The following is a 21278-nucleotide window of genomic DNA, read 5'->3' as shown; positions in this document are numbered from 1 at the left end:
CAGGCTGAGCAGATGCCGTCGGGCTGAGAGGGCGGAGCGGGCGAGTGCGCCTGCTTGGGAAGCAGTCGCGGGTCACCATGGGCTGACGCTGGTACACCAAGCGGAAGCAATGTCAGCAATTTCTGTGTGGTCTGGCGAGGTCAACGGGTTCCCGCGAGGGCCGGCCGGGGTGGCGAACGAGCGCGGGCGACCCACGGGCGCTTGTCCGCCTTCGGGCCGGACAGGGAACGGACCATCACACCTGCGGCCTGGTGCCGCTTGCCACTCCTCTGCTACCAAGCCTTCCGCGGCTCGGGGGCACGTCGAGGTCGCGCTCGCCGCCGCGGTGCTCGGCGAGTAGCGCTGCCGACGGACCGAACGCCAGGCGACGCGCTCCTGCCGGCGGGCGAGCTTGCGGTGCGACTGGAAGGTGCAGAGCTGACAGCCGCGAAGGTTCGGAGCCTGAGTCGACGGCTGCCGGTAGCAGCGAGTGCGGCTCCGATCGGGCGAGGCGAGGAACTCGTCAAGGTCGCAGGGGCCGCAGCCGGGTTCATGGATGTCGGTAAACCAGCGACGGTCTGCGGGTCGCTGCTGGACTCGCTCGGGTCGGTGAACGTCGGTACGCGCCATGTGACGACCACTTTCCGGCCGCCCGCGCAGCTTGCGCGGGGCCAACGCCTGTCTGGCATGTCGATCACCGCCAAGTGTGGGTGGACCCCGGTATGCGAGTGGTGGGGCGTGCCGGCTCCCGGCTGAGCCGGGGACCCGCACAACACTGGGTTGCGCCGTGCATGGTGGGCCCGGCCTCTGACGAACCAGCACTCGTAGAGCTCCGCGCCCTAGGAGTTTTTTCACGTCTTGACACAAGACCGCGATCGGTGTTTTCTCAGTTATGGTCGTCGATTCAGGGCAACATCGCCCGTACCCCGCCCCCACCACCGGCCGCGCGACGGCAGCCGCCGCCCTGGCGCTCTGCCTGACCGCCGGCACCGTCGCCCTCCCAGCACCGCCGGCCCAGGCCGCCGGGGAGAGCGTCAGCGTCTGGCTCACCACCACCTCCGACGCCGGCGGCCGCACCGTCACCCGGGGACTGCAACAGCAGAGCCCGATCAGCTTCGCCGCCACCTCCGCCGGCGCCGCCCACACCGTCACCGTCGACGAAAACACCCGCTACCAGCAGTTCGAGGGCGGCGGCGCCTCGATCACCGACACCACCGCCTACCTGCTGCGCGGCGGGCCGGTCAGCGCCGCCACCCGCGACGAGGTGATGCGCCGGCTGTTCAGCCCGACCGACGGCATCGGGCTGTCGTTCGTGCGCAACCCGGTCGGGGCCTCTGACCTGTCCCGGCCCGGCAACGTCTCCCTCGACGACACCTGCTGCGACCTGAGCGACTTCGGCGCCAACGGCTACAACACCGACGTCGAACTGCTCACCGCGCAGGCCCGGCAGCTCAACCCGGCACTGCGGGTCAAGGTGGTGCCGTGGAGCGCCCCCGGCTGGATGAAGGACAACGGCCGGATGGACCAGATGGGCTGGCTGAAGTACGAGCACTACGCCACCTACGCGCAGTACCTCGTCAAGACCATCCAGGCGTACGCGGCCCGCGGCGTGAAGGTCGACTACCTCTCGGTGCAGAACGAGCCGAACTGCTGCCAGGCCGGCAATCCCACCGCCATGAACTATCCCGGCATGAGCTGGAACTCCTCCGGCCTGGCCGAGCTGACGAAGAACTTCGTCTACCCCGCCTTCCGGGCCGCCGGGATCACCACCAAGGTCATGGTGCACGACTGGAACTACGGCGACTACGCCACCATCGGCTCCGGGCTGTTGGCCGACGCCGCCGTCCGCACCGACCCGCTCTTCGGCGGCATCGCCTGGCACGGCTACTGGGGCGACCCGGCCGTCGGCACCCAGGTCCACAACGACTACCCCGCCGTGCCGCAGTTCAGCACCGAACACTCCGGCGGCACCTGGATCGGCAACCAGCACAACGAGGACATGGCCGACATCGTCGGCTACGCCCGGAACTGGAGCCGCAGCCTGGTCAAGTGGAGCCTCGCGCTCAACCAGTACCTGGGCCCGCACAACGGCGGCTGCGACGTCTGCACCGGCCTGATCAGCGTGCAGGAGGGCGGCGCCCGCGCCGGCCAGGTCGACTACACCGTGGAGTACTACACCACCGGGCACCTCACCAAGTTCGTCCGGCCCGGGGCGTACCGGATCGCCTCCACCGCCAACGGCACCGTGCAGAACGTCGCCTGGCGCAACCCGGACGGCACCAAGGCGCTGATCGCCCACAACGGCGGCACCTCGGCGCAGTCGGTCAAGGTCGTCTGGGGCAACCAGTCCTTCACCTACACGCTGCCGGCGCGCACCACCGCCACCTTCACCTGGGCCGGCACCCCGTCCGGCGGCGGCGCGCCGACCGGCGCGGTCACCGGTCTGGGCGGCAAGTGCCTCGACGTGACCGACGGCAACACCACCGACGGCACCCCGGCGCAGATCTGGACCTGCTACGTCGGCCCCAACCAGCAGTGGACCCGCGCCACCGACGGCACCCTCCGCGCGTTGGGCAAGTGCCTGGACGTCGCCGGTGGCGGCACCACCGACGGCACGAGGGTCCAGCTCTGGACCTGCAACGGCAGCCCCGCCCAGCGGTGGACCTGGACCACCGGCCGGGACCTGGTGAACCCGCAGGCGAACAAGTGCCTCGACGTCACCGGCAACACCTCGACCGACGGCACCAAGCTGCAGATCTGGTCGTGCACCGGCGGCGCCAACCAGAAGTGGACCCTGCCGGCGTGACCGAAGCCGGGCCGGCGGCGCACGCCGCCGGCCCGGCGCGGCGGGTCAGCGGGCCCGCGACCGGGGACGGCGCGCCGGCGGCGGCACCGTCGTGGTCACCCGGGCCACGGCGCCGCGCGGCACGCCGCCCTGGCGCAGCAGCCGGGCCATCGGCAGGGTGGCCGCGCCCATCGCGACCGCGTCGGGTCCGAGCTGACACAGCTCGATCGAGGTCTGCGCGTACGGCTGGCGCAGCGCGTGCCGCGCGGTGGCCTCGCGGATCTGCGGCAGGAACCGCTCCCCCAGCGCCAGACCGGCCCACCCGCCGAGCACCACCCGCTCCGGGTTGAAGAGGTTGACCAGCGTCGCCACGCCGGCGCCGAGGTAGCCCACGGTCTCGTCGAGCACCTTCGCCGCCGTGCGGGTCGGGGAGCGCAGCAACTCACCGAAGGCGCTCTCCTCGTCGCCGCCGACCGCCGGGCGCCCCCGGTTGGCCTGCCGGAACCGGTCCAGCACCCCCTCCGCGCCGACGTACGCCTCGAGGCAGCCGAGGTTGCCGCAGCGACAGCGGCGTCCGCCGTACACGATGGTGGTGTGGCCCCACTCGCCGGCGCTGCTGTGCGCGCCCCGGTAGCCCACCCCGTCGGCGACCACGCTGGCCCCGATCCCGGAGCCGACCAGGGCGATGACCGCGTGCCGGGCGCCCCGGCCGGCGCCGAACCACATCTCGGCCTGGCCGAGGGTCTTCGCGCCGTTGTCGACGTGCACCGGGACGTCGGTCCCGGCCCGCAGCATGGCCCCCAGCGGCACCCCCTCCCAGCCGAGGGTCTGGGCGTGCACGACCGCGTCGGCGGTCCGTTCCACCGTGCCGGAGACCGCCACACCGAAGCCCAGCACCGCGCCCGGGTCCACGCCGGCCTGCTCGATGACCGCCCGCAGCCCGTGCAGCAGATGCGCCGCCACGTCGTCGGGGTCGGGCTCGGCCGCGGCGATCGGGTACTCGGCCTTGGCCAGCGCGGTCATCGCCAGGTCGAAGAGCTCGACCTGCACCCGCGTCTCGCCCACGTCGGCGCCGACGAGGTAGCCGTAGCCGGGGGCGACGCGCAGCAGCACCCGGGGGCGTCCGCCGTCGGACTCGACCGAGCCGGCCTCCTCGACGATCCCCTCGCCGATCATCTCGCCGACCAGGTTGCTTACGCTGGCCAGGCTCAACGCGGTGGTCTGCCCGAGCTCGTGCCGGCTGAGCGGGCCGTCCAACCAGATCCGGGTGAGCAGCACCGAACGGTTCGCGCGGCGCATGTCGCGCACGGTGGTGCGTCTGGCGTCCATGTCCGCCGCCGTCCTCTCCTGGGCGCCACCGGCCGGCGGCCCCACCCAGGATGCATCAACACCACGATTTATGCCATGAATCAAGCCTTGGCATGACGGTGGGTGGGCGACCGCCGACAGGACCGGCGGGGCGCGGCCGCATCGGGTCGACGGCGGCCCGGAGCCCGGACCGGCGCACCGCGCCCGCCGGCGAAAGTCACACCGATGTCGCCCGGAATTGAACGACCGGAGCCCGCGCGCCGTACGACCGGGAGAAGGGAGCTGCTCATGAAGCGCATCACCCCGTTGCTCACGCTGCTGACCGGGGCCGGGACGGCCGCCGTGCTGTTCGCGATGAGCGCCCAGGCGGCGCCGCGTACGGCCGCACCGAAGCCGGCGGCCGACGCCGCCGCGCCCACCACTGCCGACCCGGCCCCACCGGGTGCCGGCTCCGGCCAACCGCCCACCCCCGCCGAGCCGTCGCAGGAGCGGGGACGGGCGGGTACCCCGCCGACCACAGCGCCCGCCCCGCCGTCCACGGCGCCCGCCCCGGCTAAGGTGACCGGGAACTGGACCGGCCGGCTCGACGGCGGCGCCACCATCGCCATCACCGCCAAGGACGGCCAGGCCGTGGCGTACGTGTGCGACGGCAGACGGCTGGAGATCTGGCTGCGGGGCACCGCGACGGATGGCACGTTGAAGCTGACCGGCAAGAAGGACGCCACCCTCACCGGCGACCTCGCCAACGGGACGGCCTCCGGGGAGCTGGTCGTCGGCGACAAGCGGTGGAGCTTCACGGCCAGGGCGAGCGCCGGGCCCGCCCCGGTGCTCTACCGGGCCACCGCCGCGCAGCGCCGAGCCGGCCTGGACGGCGGCTGGATCATGCTGCCCGACGGTGGGCAGATCGGCGTCGTCACCCGAGACGGCGTCCCGGCGGCGGCGCCACCGCTCGACCCCGCGTTCGGCACCACCATCGTCGACGGGACGACCGTCACGGCCGAGCCGGTGGTCACCGACCCCGGCGCGGGTGAGTGATGACGGCCCGCCGGAGGTTCGGGACCGACACGAGACCCGACGCCGACGCCGACGGACCGGAACTCACCGTGCCGGTGGTGACCGTGCTGCCCGACCGGCCGCCCGCCGGGACCCCGCCCGTCGAGTTCCCGCGCTTCGCGGTGGCGGCGCCACCGGCGAGCCTGGTGGTCCCGCTGCTGGCCGGCGCCGCGGTCGCCGTGGCGATGGGGGTGTACGGGCGGCTGCACACCCCGACCGGGATCGCGGTCAACCTGGCCGGCTTCTCCGGTCCGCTGGCGGTGAAGGCGTGGCTGGGCAGCGGCGCCGCCGTCCTCGCCACGGTCCAACTGCTCTCCGCGCTGGCCATGTGGGGCCGGCTCGGCGGCTTCTCGCCGTCCTGGGCCGGCACCGTGCACCGCTGGTCCGGCCGGGTCGCGTTCCTGCTGACCGTGCCGGTGGCGGTGCACTGCCTGTACGCGCTCGGCTTCGCCGACCACGACCCGCGGACCCTGGCCCACTCGCTGCTCGGCTGCCTCTTCTTCGGCGCCTTCACCACCAAGATGCTCGCCCTGCCCCGACCCGGGCTCGCCGGCTGGGTCCTGCCGGTCGTCGGCGGGCTGGTCTTCACCACCCTGACGGGCATCTGGCTGACCTCGTCGCTGTGGTACTTCACCACCTTCGGGGTGGGGACGTGACGGAACGAAACGGAGGAATTGGCATGGCCGACGAGTGCGGCGTCCGCTGCCCGTCCCGGCGCGCGGTGCTGGCCGGGACCGGCGCGGGCGTCACCGCCCTGCTCGCCGGCTGCCAGACCTACGGCGAACCGGCCGGCCCGGCCGCCGGCGGCCCGCCGCCCTCGGCGGGAGGCGGCGGCGCGACGCCGGCGGCGGGGCAGCCCCGGACGCTGGCCACGGTGGCCGACATCCCGGTCGGCGGTGGGAAGATCTTCGCCGCCGAGGGCGTGGTGGTGACCCGGCCCACGGAGGGCAGCGTCAAGGCGTTCTCGGCGACCTGCACCCACCAGGGCTGCACGGTCACCGAGGTCCGGGACGGCGCGATCGTCTGCGCCTGCCACAACAGCGCCTTCGACATCGACGACGGTTCGGTCAAGGGCGGGCCGGCCCGGCAGCCGCTGCCCCCCGCCGCCGTGTCGGTCGACGGCACCGACATCCGGCTCGGTTGAACCTTCCGGACTCCGCGTCCGAACCATCTGTCGTGCGAAGCCGAACCGCCGTCCTGCTGGGACTCCTGCTCGCGGTGCTCTGCGTGCCGCTGGCCCCGGCGCGCCCCGCCGCCGCGCACGCGGTGCTGGTCGCCACCAGCCCGGTACGCGACGCGGTGGTCGGCGCCGCGCCGCGCGAGGTGCTGGTGACCTTCACCGAACGGGTCTCCCCCGTGTCGGGACGGGTACGGGTCCTGGGCCCCGACGGCAGGCAGGTCCACACCGGTGAACCCGTCGTCGAGGGCGCGACGATGCGGATCCCGGTGCGGGTGCCCGAACGGCCACTGGGCACCTACCTGGTGAGCTACCGGGTGGTCTCCGCCGACGGACACCCGGTCGCGGGCAGCTTCACCTACTCGGCCGGCGCGCCGTCGGCGACACCCCCGCAGCCCCGGGCCGACGCGGACGACGCGCCCCGCGACGCGCTGGTGCCGGTGGCCAAGTACCTCGGTTACCTGGGGCTGGTGGTCACGGTCGGTCCGGTGCTCCTGGCGGCCACCATCTGGCCCCGACGCCGGTCCCGCCGGGGAGCGGCCGTCATGGCGTACACCGGGTTGGGTCTGCTGGTGGTGGCGACGGCCGGGACCTGGGTGGGACAGGCCGGGGAGCTGGTCGGGGCACCCGTGGGCGCGCTGACCGGCGCGGACCTGCGAGCGGTCGGCGCGGGCGCCGTCGGCGTGGCGCTCGCCGCCCGGCTGGCGCTGCTCGGCGTCGCCGCGGCGCTGCTGCCCGCGGTCCTGGCCGGCCGGGCCGGTCGACGGCGGCGGGCCGCCCTGGCGGGGGTCGGGCTGGCCGCGTTGGTCACCTGGCCGCTGGCGGGGCACCCGATGGCCGCGCCCCTGCCGCCGGTGAGCGTCGCGGTCGGGGTCGTCCACCTCGCCGGGGTGACGGTCTGGCTGGGCGGGCTGCTCGCCCTCGTGGTGTTCCTGCTGCGTGGCACCCACGAACGGGTGCTCGCGCGGATCCTGCCGATCTGGTCGCGGTGGGCGACCGTCGCGGTGTGCTGGCTGGTCGTCAGCGGGGTGGCCCAGGCCGCGACCGAACTCGGCCGGCCCGCCGCCCTGCTCGACACCCGGTACGGGCTGCTGGTCTGCGCCAAGGCGGCGCTGCTCGGGGGCGTGCTCGCCGTAGCCGGATGGCAGCGCCGCCTCGTCGCCCGTGGCGTCGCGGCGGCGCGGCCCCGCCTGGTCTCCCGGGCGGCCGGGGTCGAGCTCGCCGCCACGGCGGTGGTGCTGGCGCTCACCGCCGCGCTGGTGCAGACCCCGCCCGGGCGGGCCGCCGGCGCCGAAGCCGCCCGGGCCGTCCGCGACGGCGTGGCGCAGACCCTGACCACCGAGCTGTACACGCTCCAGTTCGACGTGTACCCGGTGCGGGTGGGGGCGCCGAACTCCCTGCACGCCTACGTCTACACGCCGCAGGCGCAGGCGCTGTCGGTCGCGGAGTGGACGGTCACCCTGGCACTGCCGTCGGCGGGCATCGAACCGATCACGGTGCCGGTCGACACTCCGGAACCGCATCACGGCAGCGCGGAGGTGACCTTCCCGGTCGCTGGCGAGTGGACGGTGCGGTTCACCGTCCGGACCAGCGAGATCGACCAGGCCACCGTCACCGCCACCGTGCCGGTCCGGTGAACCCCGCTCCCCGGTCGCCGATCAGGCTTCCCGCCACGCCTGGCGTGCGGTGTGCAGCAGGGCGGCCAGCTCGCGGGCGCGCGGGCCTCGTGCCCGGAGTGCCGCCGCGACGTGCCTACCGGCGTTGCTCGCGGCGAACTGCAGGGCGGGGATGTCGGTGAGGGTGAGGCCCATGTACCGCTGCCGCTCGAAGGTCGTCTCCACCACCGTTCCGTCGGCGTCGACACCCCAGGAGTGCTGGCGCCAGAGCCCGTCCGCGGACAGGGCGTAGCCGGTGCCGACCGCGGCCACGGCCGCGTCGGTCCAGAGGATGGCGGCGTTGGCGTGGCAGCCGTTCTCCTCGCCCGGCACCTGCCGCGCGGCCGGTCCGTGTGGCCGGGCGGCGGCGATGAGCTGGTCGAGGTCCGCCTCCGGTGGCCCGGGCGGTACGACCAGTTCCCCGCCCAGGTCGAGCAGCCGGACGCACCACTCGCGCCACCGTCGTGGATAGTCGTCGTCCACGCCCGCGTAGCCGGCGACCCGCTCGCGGTACAGCTCCAGCAGCTGGTCGTGCTCTTCGTTCGTCAGGGGCACCGCCGGAGGATACGCGCCGACCCGGGAGCGCACGGCCCGCCACGGCCGGCCGGGCGCCGTTACCGCGTCGCCTGCCGGTTGACCCGCACCGCGCGGGCCAGGGTTCCCGGACGGGCCAGCGAGGTCGGGTGGCTGCGCATCTCGACGACGGCGTCGAAGCGGCGGGCGATCGTCGGATCGGTCACCGACGCGGCCACGATCTGGTCGGAGATCCACCGGGAGATCCGGTGCCCCCGGGGCCGGGGGCCGGGCACCGAGGGCCGGGCCAGGTCGGCCGAGGTCGACATCCCCCAGGCGGCGTCGACGACGACGCGTTGCAGGGCGTGGAAGTCCCGGGCGGGACGCCGCGGGTCACCGCCGGAGCGCAGGTACGCCGAGAGGCACGAGGCGTGCAGCGCCGCCGACGACATGCCCTGCCCGTAGATCGGGTTGAACGAGGAGACCGCATCACCCACGGCCACCAGCCCGCCCGGCACCCGCCCGAGGCGGTGGAAGTCGCGCCGCCGACTGTCGGCCTGGGAGTAGGTCCGCACCGGCCCGAGCAGCTCGTTGTCGACCACCCGGGCGAACTCCGGAGGGAAGTCCTCACGGCACCGGCGGAGCAGGTCGCCCACGTCGCGGCCGGGCCGGCTGTCGCCGTAGCCGCCGAGCATCACGATCCACCGGTCGCCCTCGATGGCGGAGAACGCGGCGCCGGCGATGTCGCCGCCGCGCCGCGCGGTGCACCCGGCCAGCACCGCCGAGGGCACCGCGTCGGTTTCGGTACGCCGGAACGTCGCCGTCGCGTAGTGCAGGTTGATGAGCATCCGGCGCATCGGCGGACGTTCCCAGCCGCCCTGCTCCAACCAGTCGCCGAGCCGGCTCGACCGCCCGGTGGCGTCCACCACGAAGTCGGCGGAGACGACGGCCGGGCCGGTGGCGCTCTGGTGGCACACCCCGCTGACCGCCGCGCCGTCGAAGGTCAGGCCGGTCACCCGCGCGCGCCGCAGCGTGACGTTGGGCAGCTCCAGCGTGCGCCGCCGGAGCAGCTCCTCCAGGAAGGGCCGGCTGGCCGCGATCATGTCGACGTCCGAGCCGCCGACCTTGCGCCGGCCGTCCAGGTAGCTGCGGCGGGTGGCGGCGGTGAGCAGGGCGGCCCCGGCGGCCAGGGCCTGGCCGGAGAAGCCCGGGAACCACCGCTCGATCTGGTGCATGCCCGCCGGGAGCAGGACGTGCATCTGAGTGCCCTGCGGCACCCCGCTGCGGTGCCCGGCGCCCGCGTCCAGCTCGTCGCGGTCCAGGATGAGCACGCTGTCGGCGTGCTCGGCGAGGACCCGGGCCGCCAGCAGTCCGGCCACGCTCGCGCCGAGGACGACGGCCCGGCCCAGGACGACCGACGGGGCCGTGGTGCCCCCGGTGGCGCCGATCCGGGCGAAGACCCGGGCGGATGACTGGTACACGCGACCTCCGAAAGAGACGGTCCTGGTGCGCGGCGCACCGCCGCGTCGCCGGCCCGGCACGGGTGGAGCCACTACCACCATGCAACGAGCGGGCCGGTCATCTCGCGCCGGGCCGGCCCACCACTTCCCCGGCGGCCCTTCGAGGGCGTCGACCAGCACCGACCGGTCCGCGGTCACCGGCGCGATCGGTGGTGGCCGGTCAGCGCAGGCCGGCGGCGACGGCGTCGACGAGCAGCGCGCCGACGGTCCGCGCCAGGGTGTCCCGGGCGGTGTCGACGTCGAGCCCCATCGCGTCGCGCATCATCGACCAGGTCGACCAGGTGCTGGCCACGGTGAGGGCGTCGAGCAGCTGCCCGCGTCCCGGTCCCGCGTAGGCCAGCTCCGGGGCGAAGACCTGCTCAATCTCGTCGCGTACCCGGGCGATGGCGGCCTCGCGGTTGCGGCGCAGCTGCGGGGAGAAGGGCTCGCGGAGCGCGGAGGCGCGGGCCGAGGGCGCCAGCACCTCCAGCAGCCGTACGCGCTGGGCGCAGAACTCCGCGATCCGCCGGGCGAGCGGCAGCTCCGGCGGGATCGGCCGGTACAGCGTGGCCTGACGCTCGTCGACCCGCTGCCCGGTGGCGGCGAACAGCCCCTCCATGTCCTTGAAATTGGTCCACAGGGTACGCAGCGACACCCCCGCCCGTTCGGCGATGCGCTCCCCGGTCGGCCGGAGGTCGCCCTCGTCGATCAGCGCCAGGTGCGCCTCGACGATGGCGCTGCGGGTACGCGCGGCGCGGGCCGTCCGCCCGTCCATCCGCGTCGGCACCTCGGCGTCCACGTCGATCATGTGACGACCCCCTGTCGATACACCGGCCCCGCCGGAGAAATCTGCACCGGCAGTGTATCGACGCCCACCACCGGAGGGGCCGTGGCCGGTCGCCCACCGCCTTCCGTTGACAGCGCACGTCGTAAATGTGCACCCTACGTGCACCAGTTGGACGGCAGCGGAGGACTGACGATGCGGGTTTTCACCACTCCCGACGACCTCACCAAGGCGGTCGGCGAGCACCTCGGACACAGCGACTGGCACCGGGTCGACCAGGACCGGGTCGACGCCTTCGCCGAGGCGACCGGGGACCGGCAGTGGATCCACGTCGACCCCGAGCGGGCCAGGAGCGGCCCCTTCGGCGGCACCGTGGCGCACGGCTTCCTGATGCTGTCGCTGCTGCCGACCCTCGGCGCCGAGGTCTACCGGGTGGACGGGGTGCGCATGGGCGTCAACTACGGCCTGGACCGGGTCCGCTTCCCCGCCCCGCTGCCCACCGGCAGCCGGGTCCGGGCCGGGGTGACCCTGCTCGACGTCCAGCCCGTCCAGGGCGGCCTCCAGGTGGCCAACGAGGTGACCCTCGAACGCGAAGGTGGCGACAAGCCGTGCTGCGTCGCCCGGACGCTCGCCCGGCTCTACTTCTGACCTGCGGCGGAGCGGGCCACCCCCGACGGGGTGGTCCGCTCCCCCACGGCGGTCAGGTGGTCGGGATGGCGTCGGCCGGCGGCGCGCTCGGGGCCTCGGTGAACTCCTTGACCGCACCGTCGGCGTCGTCGGTGGTCCAGGTCGGACCGAAGTAGCTCTGCACGCCGTTGGTGACCCGGTTCATCCGGACGCCGCTGTAGCCGGCGTGCACCTTGTCGGCGTACCGGAACGGGGTCAGGCCGGGCCCCTTGAAGCCGCCCCGGCGCACCGCCTCGACCAGCTTCTCCCGGGTCAGGTCCTTGCCGGCGGCCAGCAGCGCCTGCACGAACGTGTACGCCATCGAGTAGCCGTAGACGGCGTTGCCGTCGATCGGGTTCGCCGCGTTGTACTGTTGGTGGATCTTGGTGAACTCCTGGATCCACGGGTTGCTCGCGTCGTTCGCCATCGGCAGGTAGTTGTCGGCGATCAACCCCTCCAGGATGGCCTTCTTGTCGCCCAGTTGCCGGGCGAGCGTGGTGTAGTCGGCGCCCACGTTGGACACCACCCACTGGGCCCGGAAACCCTGGCCGGCGGCCTGGCCCATGGCGAGGGCGGTGAAGCCGGGGATGGTCGCGGAGATCACCACCTCGCACCCGGCCGCCTTCAGCGCCCCGATCGCGGGTCCGACCTGCTGGTTGGTGGTGGTGTAGGTCTGCTTGGCCGCCACCGGTCCGAGGATCTTCTCGACGCCGACGAGGGAGTCGCGGCCGAAGTCGTCGTTCTGGCCGAAGTGGCACACCTTCTTCCCGGGAAACTCCGTCTTGACGAAGGTCGCCAGGATCTTGCCCTCGACGGTGTAGTCGGGCTGCCACCCGAAGGTGGTCGGGTACTTGTCGGGCTGGTTCCAGTTGCGGCTGCCGGAGGAGACGAAGAGGTCCGGCACCTTCTGGGACTTGACGAACTCCAGCACGTTGGTGTGGGTGGGGGTGCCGAGCCCGCCGAGCAGGGCGAAGACCTTGTCCTGGAGGACCAGCTTGCGGACCACGTTGTCGGTGTTGGCGGGGTTGTAGCCGTCGTCCAGCACCTTGTAGACGATCTTCCTCCCGTTGACCCCGCCCTTGCTGTTGACGTGGTCGAAGTACGCCTTGGTGGCGGCGGAGATCTTCGAGTAGCCCGGGGCGGCGGGGCCGGTGAGCGGCTGGTGGGTGCCGATGACGACCTCGGTGTCGGAGACGCCCGGAACGTTCTCGGCCGCCTGCTGCGCGTCGTTGGCGCAGGCCGACGCGGCGACCAGCACGGCGAGGACGGCGGCAGCCGCGAGACCGCGGCGGGTGATGGGATGCATTGGTTCTCCTGTCCGGTGCGACGGTGCGAACGGATGGAACCGGGGCGGGTCAGCGGCGCGGAGCCCGCCGACGCGGCCCGAGACGGGCGGTGAGCCGGCGGGCGACGCCCTGCACACCGCCCGGGGCCGCGAGCATGACGACGATGAGGATCAGACCGAACACGGCGAGGGCGAGGTTGCCCTCCAGCCGCTGGGCCAGGCCCGACGGCAGGGTGAAGGTCTCGGTGAGCAGGCTCGGCAGGTCCTGCAACGCCACCAGCAGGACCGCCCCCCAGACCGCGCCGGCCAGGCTGCCCAGCCCACCGATGACGATCGCCATCAGCAGGAACAGCGACAATTCGAGGGAGAACTTGCCGGGCGCGACGGTGGCGGTCAGCACCGCGTAGACGCCGCCGCCCAGGCCGGCGCAGGCGGCGCTCACCACGAAGGCGGCCACCTGGATACCGGCCACCTGGATACCGGCGAGCCGGGCGGCCACCTCGTCGTCGCGGACGGCGCGCAGCGACCGGCCGAACCGGCTGCGCACCAGGTTCGCCATCAGCAGCATGGTGGTCAGCGCGGCGAGCAGCGCCACCCAGGCCAGCCAACGCTCCGGCTGGAAGTACGGGCCGAGGAACGCCGGCGGCGTCTCGGCCGGGAAGCGCAGCCCCTGCTCCCCGTTGAAGACGCCGGTGAAGATCGTGGTGATCGCCGGGACCAGCGTGGCGACGGCGAGGGTGACGCCGGCCAGGTACGGCCCGCGCAGCCGGGCGGCGGCCAGCCCGATGACCAGTCCCGCCGCCGCGGTCACCACGACCGCGAGCAGCAGGGCCAGCGGCAGGACCCACCGGCCCTGCGCCGCCCGCTCGTCGAAGGCCTGCCGCGTCAGGGCCACCGTGTACGCGCCGGTCGCCATCAGCGCCCCGTGCCCGAGGGAGAGCTGACCGTTGAGCCCGACCAGGACGGTGTAGCCGGCGGTGACGCAGAGGAACGCGCAGACCCGTGCCACCTGGAGGTTCTGGTACGGCGGCAGCTGGTTGGTCAGCAGCACCACGAGGGTGCCGGCGAGCACCGCCAGGATCAGGTGGCGCAGCAGCGTCGACCCGCCCGGCGCGAGGATGCCCGGCGGGCCGGGCAGCAGCCGGCGCAGCGGCGACGGCCCGCCGGAGGGCCGGTCCGTCCTGGACACGTCGGTGGGCCGGGTCGCGGTCACACGTGCCTCGCTCTCACGCTGGAGAAGAGCCCGCCGGGGCGGACCAGGAGGACCGCCAGCAGCAGGACGAGGATGGCCAGCGGCGTGGTGTCGGGGCCGAGGTAGCCGGTGACGTACGACAGGATCAGGCCGACGAGCAGGCCGCCGACCACCGCGCCGGCGGGGCTGTCCAGGCCGCCGACCACGGCGGCGGTGAACGCGATGACGAAGACCAGGTCCATCGCGTGCGGGTGCAGTCCCAGCCCGGTGGGGACGACCAGCATGCCGGCGAGGGCGCCGACCGCGGCGGCCAGCGCCCAGCCCAGGGTGAGCATCCGGGAGACGTCCACGCCGAGCAGCCGGGACACCTCGGGCGCGAAGGCCGACGCCCGCATCCGCAGGCCGATCGGGGTACGGGTGAACAGCAGGGCCAGCAGCGCCACGACCACCACGACCGCGCCGAGGACCCACAGGTCGTACGGGGACACGGCGGTGATCCCGCCGACGGTGAGCGCGTCGGTGTCGAACGGCACCGCGGTCGGCCGGTACTCGTTGCCGAAGACCATGCCGAGCACCGCCTGGATCAGCAGCACCAGGCCGAGGGCGACGATCACGTCGTTGAGCGGGTTGGCGTGGCCGACGAAGCGCATCAGCACCCGTTCGACGAGCGCGCCCAACGCGAGTCCGGCGAGCACCGCGGCGCCGAGGCCCAGCCAGTACGAGCCGGTCGCGGAGACGACGGCGTAGCCGACGTACGCGGTCGCCACCGCCATCGCGCCCTGCGCGAAGTTGACCAGACGGGCCGCCCGCCAGATGAGCACCAGGGCGAGGGCGAACGCCGCGTAGACGGCGCCGGTGGAGAGCCCGTCGAAGGTGAGGAACAAGAACCGGTCCAAGCGCGGATCCTTCCTGCGGGACGGGGCGGGCGGTCAGAACCCGAGGTAGGCGTGGCGGAGTTGCTCGTCGTCGCGCAGCTGCGCCGCCGGGGTGGCCATGACGACCCGGCCCAGCGACATCACCACGCCCTGGTCGGCGACGGAGAGGGCGCTGCGCACGTTCTGCTCGACGAGCAGCACGGTCAGGCCGCTGCTGTCGCAGAGCCGGCGCAGCAGCGCCATGATCTGGGCGGTGACCCGGGGGGCGAGGCCGAGCGACGGCTCGTCGAGCAGCAGCAGCCGGGGACGGGCGATCAGCGCCCGGCCGAGGGCGAGCATCTGCCGCTCCCCGCCGGAGAGCTGGTGACCGGCGTGCCGCCGCCGCCGGGCCAGCGGCTCGAAGAGCTGGTACACCTCGTCCTGCGCGCGCCGGGCGTCGGCCCGGTCCCGGCGCCACAGCCCGCCGAGGCGCAGGTTCTCCTCGACGGTCAGTTCGGCGACGACGCCGCGTCCCTCCGGCACGTGGGCCAGGCCCCGCCGCACGAGTCGCTCGACGGGTACGCCGCGCAGGTCCTCGCCGTCGAAGCGGACCCGGCCGCCGGTGGGCCGCAGCAGGCCGGACAGGGTCCGCAGCAGGGTGGTCTTGCCCGCGCCGTTGGCGCCGAGCACGGCGGCGATCGTCCCGGTGGGCACGTCGAGCGTGACCTCGCGCAGCACCGGCACCGGCCCGTAGCCGGCGCTGAGCCGCTCGACCTGGAGGATGTCCGTCACGACCCGACCCCCGTGCCGGTCGCCTCGGCGGGCACGTCGGCGCCGAGGTACGCCTCGGTCACCAGCGGGTCGTCGCGGATCTGCTCAGGGGTGCCGGTGGCGATGACCCGGCCGAAGTCGAGCACCACGATCTGGTGGCAGACGGTCATGACCAGGTCCATGTGGTGCTCGACCAGCATGATCGAGCAGGCCCCGTCCGCGCGGTCGGGCAGCGCCCTGATGAGGTCGGCCAGCTCGGTGATGTCCTCGGTGCTGAGCCCGCCGGCCGGTTCGTCGAGCAGGAGCAGGCGGGGCCGGGCGATCAGCGCGCGGGCGAGGGCGACCCGTTTGCGCACGGCGTACGGCAGGGTGGCGGGAGCCGCGGCGGCGTGCCGCGCGACGCCCAGCTCGGTGAGCAGGTCGAGCGCCTCGGCCCGCAGCCGCCGCTCGTCCCGGTCGCTGCGCGGCAGGCCGAACAGGGCGGCGGCGAAGCCGGCGCGGGCGGCGTGCTGGGCGCCGGCCATGACGTTCTCGCAGACGGTGAGGCCGGGGAAGAGGCCGACGCCCTGCAACGTACGGGCGATGCCGAGCCGGGTGAGCCGGTGCGGGCGCGGCCGGAACGGCTGGCCGTCGAGGGTGAGCGAGCCGCTGGTCGGTGCGACGAAGCCGCAGACCACGTTGAACAGGGTGGTCTTGCCGGCGCCGTTGGGGCCGATCACCCCGACGATCCGGCCGGGCGGCACCCGCAGGGAGACGTCGTCGAGCGCGACCAGCCCGCCGAAGCGTACGCCGACGTCGTGGAGGGCCAACTCGATGCCGGGTGGAGGGCTCATCTTCACCTCTTGCGGGGACGCGGCGACGGAGGGTTCGCTGGGCGGCTCGGGCGAAGCATGGGGCTCGTTATTACACCGGGAGTGTACTTTTCAAGCGGCGTCGGTCAATGACTTCGTTACGGCGATGTGACGCTTGACGTGTCCTGTCAGGACTTCGGCGGCGAGGTGGACTGCGGTCGGGCCCGGGCTGTTGCACTCGCTGTGCATCGTTCCCCTCCCCCAGCGGCGTCATGGCATCACGAGACCGCCGTCGACCGGGACGGTCACCCCGGTGACGTACGACGAGGCGTCGCTGGCCAGCCAGATCACCGTGGCGGCGAGTTCCTCGTGCTCGCCGAGGCGGCCCGCCGGCGCCAGCGCCTTGACCAGCTCGAAGGTGCCCGGCTCCAGCTGGTCGCTCATCTCGGAGGCGAAAAAGCCGGGGGCGATGCAGTTGACCCGGATGCCCTTGCGGCCGGTCCACTGCGCGGCCAGGTCGCGGGTCAGCCCGATGACGCCGGCCTTGCTGGAGGCGTACGCGGCCTGCGGGATCCCGCCGGGGCGCAGGCCGATCACGCTGGAGATGTTGACGATCGCCCCACCGTGCGTGGCCGCCCGGGCGAAGGCCTGGGCCATCCAGTAGCTGCCCATCAGGTTGACCTCGACGACGGCGCGGAACTGCTCCGGTGTCTCCCGGGTGGCGGGCACGGCGGTGCCGACGCCGGCGTTGTTGACCAGCACGTCCACCCGTCCGAAGTGCTCGATCGCGGTGGCGACCAGCGCCTCGCAGTCCTCGGGCCGGCTGACGTCGGTGGCGCGGGCCGCGTACCGCCGGCCGGCCTTCTCCACCAGCGCGCCGGTCTCCGGCAGCCGCTCGACGCGGCGGGCGCCGAGCACGACGTCGGCGCCGGCCTCGGCGAGCGCGCGGGCGAAGGACACTCCCAGGCCGGAGGAGGCGCCGGTGACCACGGCGACCTTCCCGTCGAGGCGGAACCGGTCCATCACGCTCACCCTGGTGCTCCTCACGCTCGCGATGCTCTGGACGCCGTACCGACCAGCCGGTATGTTCGGCGTCCGGCGACGGTAGCGAGCCGCCGACACGCGCGTCAATGGGGAGGCAGCGATGGACTTCGAACCGAGCGCCCGCGCCACCGAGCACCTCAAGCGACTCCAGGAGTTCATGGACGACCACGTCTACCCGGCCGAGCCGGTCTACGCGGCCCAGCGGGCCGAGCTGGCGGCGGCCGGCCGGCGGCACCACCTGCCCGCCGTGGTGGAGGAGCTCAAGGCCGAGGCCCGCCGCCGGGGGTTGTGGAACCTGTTCCTGCCCGCCCTCTCCGGGCTGACCAACCTGGAGTACGCCCCGCTGGCCGAGCTGATGGGCCGCTCCATCGAACTCGCCCCGGAGGCCACCAACTGCGCGGCGCCGGACACCGGCAACATGGAGATCCTGCACATGTTCGGCACCGCCGAGCAGCAGGAGCGCTGGCTGCGCCCGCTGCTCGCCGGGGAGATCCGCTCGGCGTTCGCGATGACCGAGCCGGACGTGGCCTCCAGCGACGCCACCAACATCTCCACCCGCATCGTCCGCGACGGCGACTCGTACGTCATCAACGGCCGCAAGTGGTGGACCACCGGCATCGCCGACCCGCGCTGCGCCATCATGATCCTGATGGGCAAGACCGACCCGTCGGCCGACACCCACCGCCAGCAGTCGATGGTCCTGGTGCCGGTGGACACCCCCGGCGTCGAGGTGGTCCGCTCGCTGCCCGTCTTCGGCTACCACGACCAGCACGGCCACGGCGAGGTGGTCTTCACCGACGTCCGGGTGCCCGCGTCGCACCTGCTCGGCGAGGAGGGCGGCGGCTTCGCCCTCGCCCAGGCCCGGCTCGGCCCCGGACGCATCCACCACTGCATGCGCGCCATCGGCCTGGCCGAGCGCGCGCTCAGCCTGATGGTGCAGCGGGCGACCAGCCGGGTCGCCTTCGGCCAGGAACTGGCCCGGCAGGGCGTGGTACAGCAGCAGATCGCCGAGTCGCGGATGGCGATCGAGCAGGCGCGGCTGCTCACCCTCAAGGCCGCCTGGATGATCGACAGGTACGGCGCGAAGGCCGCCCGCACCGAGATCGCCGCCATCAAGGTGATCGCGCCGCGGGTCGCGCTGGAGGTGCTGGACCGGGCCATCCAGGTGCACGGCGGGGCCGGCGTCTCCGACGACTTCCCGCTCGCCTCGATGTACGCCGGCGCCCGCACCCTGCGCATCGCCGACGGTCCGGACGAGGTGCACGTACGCGACGTCGCCCGGCGCGAGATCCGCCGCCAGCTGGAGTCGCGGTGAGCGTCACGACCGCCGGTCCACCCACCCCCGCCGCGGTGCGGCGGCGGGCGCCGCGCGGCTCGGCCCGGCAGAGCATCGTCGCGGCCGCCACCGAACTCTTCGCCCGGCGCGGCTACGAGGCGACCAGCGTGCAGGAGATCGTGGCGGCCGCGGCGGTCACCAAGGGGGCGCTGTACCACTGGTTCGGGTCGAAGTCGGAGCTGCTCGCCAGCATCTACCGGGAGCTGCTCGCCGAGCAGACCGAGCGGCTGCGCGACATCGCCGGTGGCGCCGGACCGGTGGAGCAGCGACTGCGCGCCGCCGCCCTCGACGTCGTCGCGCACACCGCCGAGCACCTCGACGAGCTCACCGTCTGGGCCCGCTCGGCGCACCTGCTCGACGGCGAGCACGCCGAGGCCACCCGCCGGGAACGCCGCCGCTACCACGACCTGTTCCGGGACCTGGTCCGGGAGGGCCAGGCCAGCGGCGTGGTCCGCACCGACGTCTCCGCCACGGTGATCACGCACACCTTCCTCAGCGCCCTGGGCAACATCCACACGTGGTTCCACCCGGACGGGCCACTGAGCTTCGCCGAGGTCGGTCAGCAGCTCGTCGCGCTCTTCGTCGGTGGCCTGCGCGCCCCGACCGGATCGGAGCCGACCGGCCACCCGCCGACCGGCCGCCGCGGCGACGACACCGCCCGGCCCGCGACGGACTCCTGACCCGAGACGGCCCGTCCAGCCCGGTGCCGGCGCGCCGGGCCACACTGGTTCACCGAGGTATCAGGCTCGTTGGGTGTCGACATCTGCGGGTAGCGGCCCTTCGGGGCCGGCCCGGTCGGCCGCCGTCGAGGCGGAAGCGCGCCGGGGCCGAGGGCCGACCGCCCGGCTGACCTCCCCATTTCATCGAGCGTCCTCGTTGACGCGGATAGTTAACACTCTTTAAGATTTGGCTTCCTCGAGGAAGACCGTCCCCCGTCTCCTGCCGTACGTCCCGTCCGGCGGCTGGCCGCGCCAGCCGCCTGCGGGCGGCACCGCACCGCGCCCCGTCCACGGGAAGGCCCTCGATGTTCTCATCACGTCCCCGCCGCCGCTCTCCCCTCGCCGCCGGCCTGCTCGCGCTGGTCACCGCCGCTGCCACCCTCGTCCTGACCCCGGCCGCCGCCGAGGCCGTCGTACTGCCGAACAACTTCAAGAGCGTCGGCTACATGCCCTCCTGGGCCGGCGACGTCAACACCGTCCAGTACGGCAAGCTGACCCACATCAACTACGCCTTCGTACTGCCCAACAACGACGGCAGCCTGCGCCCGGTGGAGAATCCCGGCAAGCTCTCCTCGCTGGTCTCCCTCGGCCACGCCAACAACGTCAAGGTCTCCATCGCCATCGGCGGCTGGAACGACGGCAACGACTCCGCCTTCGAGGCGCTCGCCGCCAACGCCGGCAGCCGCGGCAACTTCGTCACCAACGTGGTCAACTTCGTCAACCAGTACAACCTCGACGGCGTCGACATGGACTGGGAGTACCCGGACCCGGGCGCCTCGGCCACCAACTACAGCCTGCTGATGCAGCAGCTGAGCAGTGCCCTGCACAGCCGGGGGAAGCTGCTCACCGCCGCCGTCGTCTCCGAGGGCACCTACGTGCAGGGCGTGCCGACCGCCGTGTTCGGCTACGTCGACTGGCTGAACATCATGGCGTACGACGGCGGCAGCCCGCACGCCAACTACGACTGGTCGGTCGCCAGCATCAACCTCTGGAAGTCGCGCGGCCTGCCCGCCAGCAAGGCCGTGTTCGGGGTCCCCTTCTACAGCCGGCCCGGCTACTACACCTACTCGGCGCTGGTCGCGATGGACCCGGCCAACGCCAACCGGGACTGCACCACGGTCGCCGGGACGCAGCAGTGCTACAACGGCATCCCGACCGTCAAGCGCAAGACCCAGTGGGCGCTGGCCAACGCCGGCGGAATGATGAACTGGGAGTTGTCCCAGGACACCACCGGCTCGACCTCCCTGGTCAGCGCGATCTACGACACCGTCATGGGCGGCACCACCCCGCCGCCCAGCGGCCGTACCGGCCCGATCACCGGGATCGCCGGCAAGTGCGTCGACGTCGCCGGCGCCGGCACCACCAACGGCACCGCCGTCCAGCTCTGGACCTGCAACGGCACCGGCGCGCAGAACTGGACCGTGGCGACCGACGGGACCCTGCGCGCCCTCGGCAAGTGCGCCGACGTGACCAGCGGCTCCACCGTCAACGGCGCGAAGGTCCAGCTCTGGGAGTGCAACGGCACCGGCGCCCAGGTCTGGCAGGCCCAGTCCAACGGCACGCTGCGCAACCCGCAGGCGAACAAGTGCCTGGACGCCACCGGCAACAGCTCCACCGACGGCACCCGGCTCCAGATCTGGGACTGCTTCGGCGGCGCCAACCAGGTCTGGCGCCTGCCCGCCTGACCGGTACCCGGGGCCCCCTGTTGCCGCCACGGCGCAGCAGGGGGCCCGCCCGCGCCGGTGGTACGCGCGGAACGGCCCGTCAGGCCCTCCGGCGGCCCAGACCCGCGCGAGCCGACTGTCCACCCTGGTCGGGCAGTTGGACCACAGTGGCGGCCCCGACGCGGCTCGGGAAGTGCGCCGCG

The 21278-nt window shown here is 73.5% G+C and carries 19 protein-coding genes; 9 read left to right on the top strand and 10 right to left on the bottom strand.

Annotated elements, in window-relative coordinates:
- The first annotated feature begins 871 nt into the window (after positions 1 to 871).
- Entirely contained in the window at positions 872 to 2785 is a 1914-nt protein-coding gene (locus V6U79_RS05570; protein ID WP_334613744.1) for an RICIN domain-containing protein, read from the top strand.
- A gap of 45 nt (positions 2786 to 2830) precedes the next feature.
- Here V6U79_RS05570 and V6U79_RS05565 read toward each other — a convergent pair whose 3' ends face one another.
- Positions 2831 to 4093 carry an ROK family protein gene (locus tag V6U79_RS05565; protein WP_334613743.1) on the bottom strand — a complete coding sequence of 421 codons (1263 nt, stop codon included), beginning with the start codon at positions 4091 to 4093 and terminating at the stop codon, positions 2831 to 2833.
- 267 nt (positions 4094 to 4360) lie between these two features.
- On the opposite strand from V6U79_RS05565, the gene V6U79_RS05560 reads away from it, so the two are divergent.
- Genes V6U79_RS05560 through V6U79_RS05545 form a run of 4 tightly spaced genes read left to right on the top strand, consistent with a single transcriptional unit; the run spans position 4361 to position 7939 of the window.
- Positions 4361 to 5107, top strand: coding sequence for a hypothetical protein (locus tag V6U79_RS05560; RefSeq protein WP_334613742.1), 747 nt, complete (start codon positions 4361 to 4363; stop codon positions 5105 to 5107).
- Complete coding sequence (locus tag V6U79_RS05555) at positions 5107 to 5781, top strand: DUF6529 family protein (RefSeq protein WP_334613741.1); 675 nt, start codon at positions 5107 to 5109, stop codon at positions 5779 to 5781. Before V6U79_RS05560 ends, V6U79_RS05555 begins: the two co-directional genes overlap by 1 nt.
- Positions 5782 to 5804: 23 nt before the next feature.
- Positions 5805 to 6269 carry a Rieske (2Fe-2S) protein gene (locus V6U79_RS05550; RefSeq protein ID WP_334613740.1) on the top strand — a complete coding sequence of 155 codons (465 nt, stop codon included), beginning with the start codon at positions 5805 to 5807 and terminating at the stop codon, positions 6267 to 6269.
- Between the two features lie 32 nt (positions 6270 to 6301).
- Positions 6302 to 7939 (top strand): copper resistance CopC/CopD family protein, encoded by a 1638-nt coding sequence (locus V6U79_RS05545; RefSeq protein ID WP_334613739.1) that lies wholly within the window; start codon positions 6302 to 6304, stop codon positions 7937 to 7939.
- 21 nt (positions 7940 to 7960) lie between these two features.
- On the opposite strand, the gene V6U79_RS05540 is transcribed toward V6U79_RS05545, so the two are convergent.
- The 3 genes from V6U79_RS05540 to V6U79_RS05530 all read right to left on the bottom strand — a co-directional run bounded on the left by V6U79_RS05540 (position 7961) and on the right by V6U79_RS05530 (position 10777).
- The gene (locus V6U79_RS05540; protein ID WP_334613738.1) at positions 7961 to 8512 is read right to left on the bottom strand and encodes a hypothetical protein; all 552 of its coding nucleotides are present in this window, start codon (positions 8510 to 8512) and stop codon (positions 7961 to 7963) included.
- Positions 8513 to 8571: 59 nt separating this feature from the next.
- On the bottom strand, positions 8572 to 9951 hold the full coding sequence (locus tag V6U79_RS05535; protein WP_334613737.1) for an FAD-dependent oxidoreductase: 1380 nt from the start codon (positions 9949 to 9951) through the stop codon (positions 8572 to 8574).
- 199 nt (positions 9952 to 10150) lie between these two features.
- A complete protein-coding gene (locus V6U79_RS05530; RefSeq protein ID WP_334521609.1) occupies positions 10151 to 10777 on the bottom strand; it encodes a TetR/AcrR family transcriptional regulator in 627 nt (208 codons plus the stop codon).
- Positions 10778 to 10948: 171 nt separating this feature from the next.
- Here V6U79_RS05530 and V6U79_RS05525 point away from each other — a divergent pair, with 171 nt between their 5' ends.
- Positions 10949 to 11401, top strand: a complete 453-nt coding sequence (locus V6U79_RS05525) for a MaoC family dehydratase (protein ID WP_334613735.1) — start codon at positions 10949 to 10951, stop codon at positions 11399 to 11401.
- 52 nt (positions 11402 to 11453) lie between these two features.
- Here V6U79_RS05525 and V6U79_RS05520 read toward each other — a convergent pair whose 3' ends face one another.
- The 6 genes from V6U79_RS05520 to V6U79_RS05495 all read right to left on the bottom strand — a co-directional run bounded on the left by V6U79_RS05520 (position 11454) and on the right by V6U79_RS05495 (position 17359).
- Positions 11454 to 12725: an ABC transporter substrate-binding protein gene (locus V6U79_RS05520; protein WP_334613733.1), complete on the bottom strand. Its 1272-nt coding sequence runs from the start codon at positions 12723 to 12725 to the stop codon at positions 11454 to 11456.
- A gap of 49 nt (positions 12726 to 12774) precedes the next feature.
- Positions 12775 to 13917, bottom strand: coding sequence for a branched-chain amino acid ABC transporter permease (locus tag V6U79_RS05515; RefSeq protein WP_334521615.1), 1143 nt, complete (start codon positions 13915 to 13917; stop codon positions 12775 to 12777).
- Positions 13914 to 14792 carry a branched-chain amino acid ABC transporter permease gene (locus V6U79_RS05510; RefSeq protein ID WP_334613731.1) on the bottom strand — a complete coding sequence of 293 codons (879 nt, stop codon included), beginning with the start codon at positions 14790 to 14792 and terminating at the stop codon, positions 13914 to 13916. The genes V6U79_RS05515 and V6U79_RS05510 overlap by 4 nt, the downstream gene beginning before the upstream one ends.
- Before the next feature lie 33 nt (positions 14793 to 14825).
- Positions 14826 to 15542, bottom strand: coding sequence for an ABC transporter ATP-binding protein (locus tag V6U79_RS05505; RefSeq protein WP_334521620.1), 717 nt, complete (start codon positions 15540 to 15542; stop codon positions 14826 to 14828).
- A complete protein-coding gene (locus V6U79_RS05500) occupies positions 15539 to 16354 on the bottom strand; it encodes an ABC transporter ATP-binding protein (RefSeq protein WP_334613729.1) in 816 nt (271 codons plus the stop codon). Before V6U79_RS05500 ends, V6U79_RS05505 begins: the two co-directional genes overlap by 4 nt.
- A 228-nt stretch (positions 16355 to 16582) precedes the next feature.
- On the bottom strand, positions 16583 to 17359 hold the full coding sequence (locus V6U79_RS05495) for an SDR family NAD(P)-dependent oxidoreductase (RefSeq protein ID WP_334613727.1): 777 nt from the start codon (positions 17357 to 17359) through the stop codon (positions 16583 to 16585).
- A 97-nt stretch (positions 17360 to 17456) separates the two neighbouring features.
- Here V6U79_RS05495 and V6U79_RS05490 point away from each other — a divergent pair, with 97 nt between their 5' ends.
- The 3 genes from V6U79_RS05490 (at position 17457) to V6U79_RS05480 (ending at position 21096) form a co-directional block, all read left to right on the top strand.
- Positions 17457 to 18671 (top strand): acyl-CoA dehydrogenase family protein, encoded by a 1215-nt coding sequence (locus V6U79_RS05490; RefSeq protein WP_334613726.1) that lies wholly within the window; start codon positions 17457 to 17459, stop codon positions 18669 to 18671.
- On the top strand, positions 18668 to 19372 hold the full coding sequence (locus tag V6U79_RS05485; protein WP_334613725.1) for a TetR/AcrR family transcriptional regulator: 705 nt from the start codon (positions 18668 to 18670) through the stop codon (positions 19370 to 19372). The genes V6U79_RS05490 and V6U79_RS05485 overlap by 4 nt, the downstream gene beginning before the upstream one ends.
- Positions 19373 to 19716: 344 nt before the next feature.
- Positions 19717 to 21096, top strand: a complete 1380-nt coding sequence (locus V6U79_RS05480) for a glycosyl hydrolase family 18 protein (RefSeq protein ID WP_334613724.1) — start codon at positions 19717 to 19719, stop codon at positions 21094 to 21096.
- The last annotated feature ends 182 nt before the right edge of the window (positions 21097 to 21278 follow it).

It is taken from the genome of Micromonospora psammae (genome assembly GCF_036902725.1).
GTDB lineage: Bacteria > Actinomycetota > Actinomycetes > Mycobacteriales > Micromonosporaceae > Micromonospora.
The sequence above is the reverse complement of the archived record's forward strand: the minus strand, read 5'-3'. Positions and strand labels throughout refer to the sequence as shown.

What these genes read in the sequence shown, in the direction of transcription:
- V6U79_RS05570 (WP_334613744.1), top strand. Translation starts at nt 872, where the DNA reads ATGGTCGTCGATTCAGGGCAACATCGCCCGTACCCCGCCCCCACCACC.
- V6U79_RS05565 (WP_334613743.1), bottom strand. Translation starts at nt 4,093, where the DNA reads ATGGACGCCAGACGCACCACCGTGCGCGACATGCGCCGCGCGAACCGT.
- V6U79_RS05560 (WP_334613742.1), top strand. Translation starts at nt 4,361, where the DNA reads ATGAAGCGCATCACCCCGTTGCTCACGCTGCTGACCGGGGCCGGGACG.
- V6U79_RS05555 (WP_334613741.1), top strand. Translation starts at nt 5,107, where the DNA reads ATGACGGCCCGCCGGAGGTTCGGGACCGACACGAGACCCGACGCCGAC.
- V6U79_RS05550 (WP_334613740.1), top strand. Translation starts at nt 5,805, where the DNA reads ATGGCCGACGAGTGCGGCGTCCGCTGCCCGTCCCGGCGCGCGGTGCTG.
- V6U79_RS05530 (WP_334521609.1), bottom strand. Translation starts at nt 10,777, where the DNA reads ATGATCGACGTGGACGCCGAGGTGCCGACGCGGATGGACGGGCGGACG.
- V6U79_RS05525 (WP_334613735.1), top strand. Translation starts at nt 10,949, where the DNA reads ATGCGGGTTTTCACCACTCCCGACGACCTCACCAAGGCGGTCGGCGAG.
- V6U79_RS05520 (WP_334613733.1), bottom strand. Translation starts at nt 12,725, where the DNA reads ATGCATCCCATCACCCGCCGCGGTCTCGCGGCTGCCGCCGTCCTCGCC.
- V6U79_RS05500 (WP_334613729.1), bottom strand. Translation starts at nt 16,354, where the DNA reads ATGAGCCCTCCACCCGGCATCGAGTTGGCCCTCCACGACGTCGGCGTA.
- V6U79_RS05490 (WP_334613726.1), top strand. Translation starts at nt 17,457, where the DNA reads ATGGACTTCGAACCGAGCGCCCGCGCCACCGAGCACCTCAAGCGACTC.
- V6U79_RS05480 (WP_334613724.1), top strand. Translation starts at nt 19,717, where the DNA reads ATGTTCTCATCACGTCCCCGCCGCCGCTCTCCCCTCGCCGCCGGCCTG.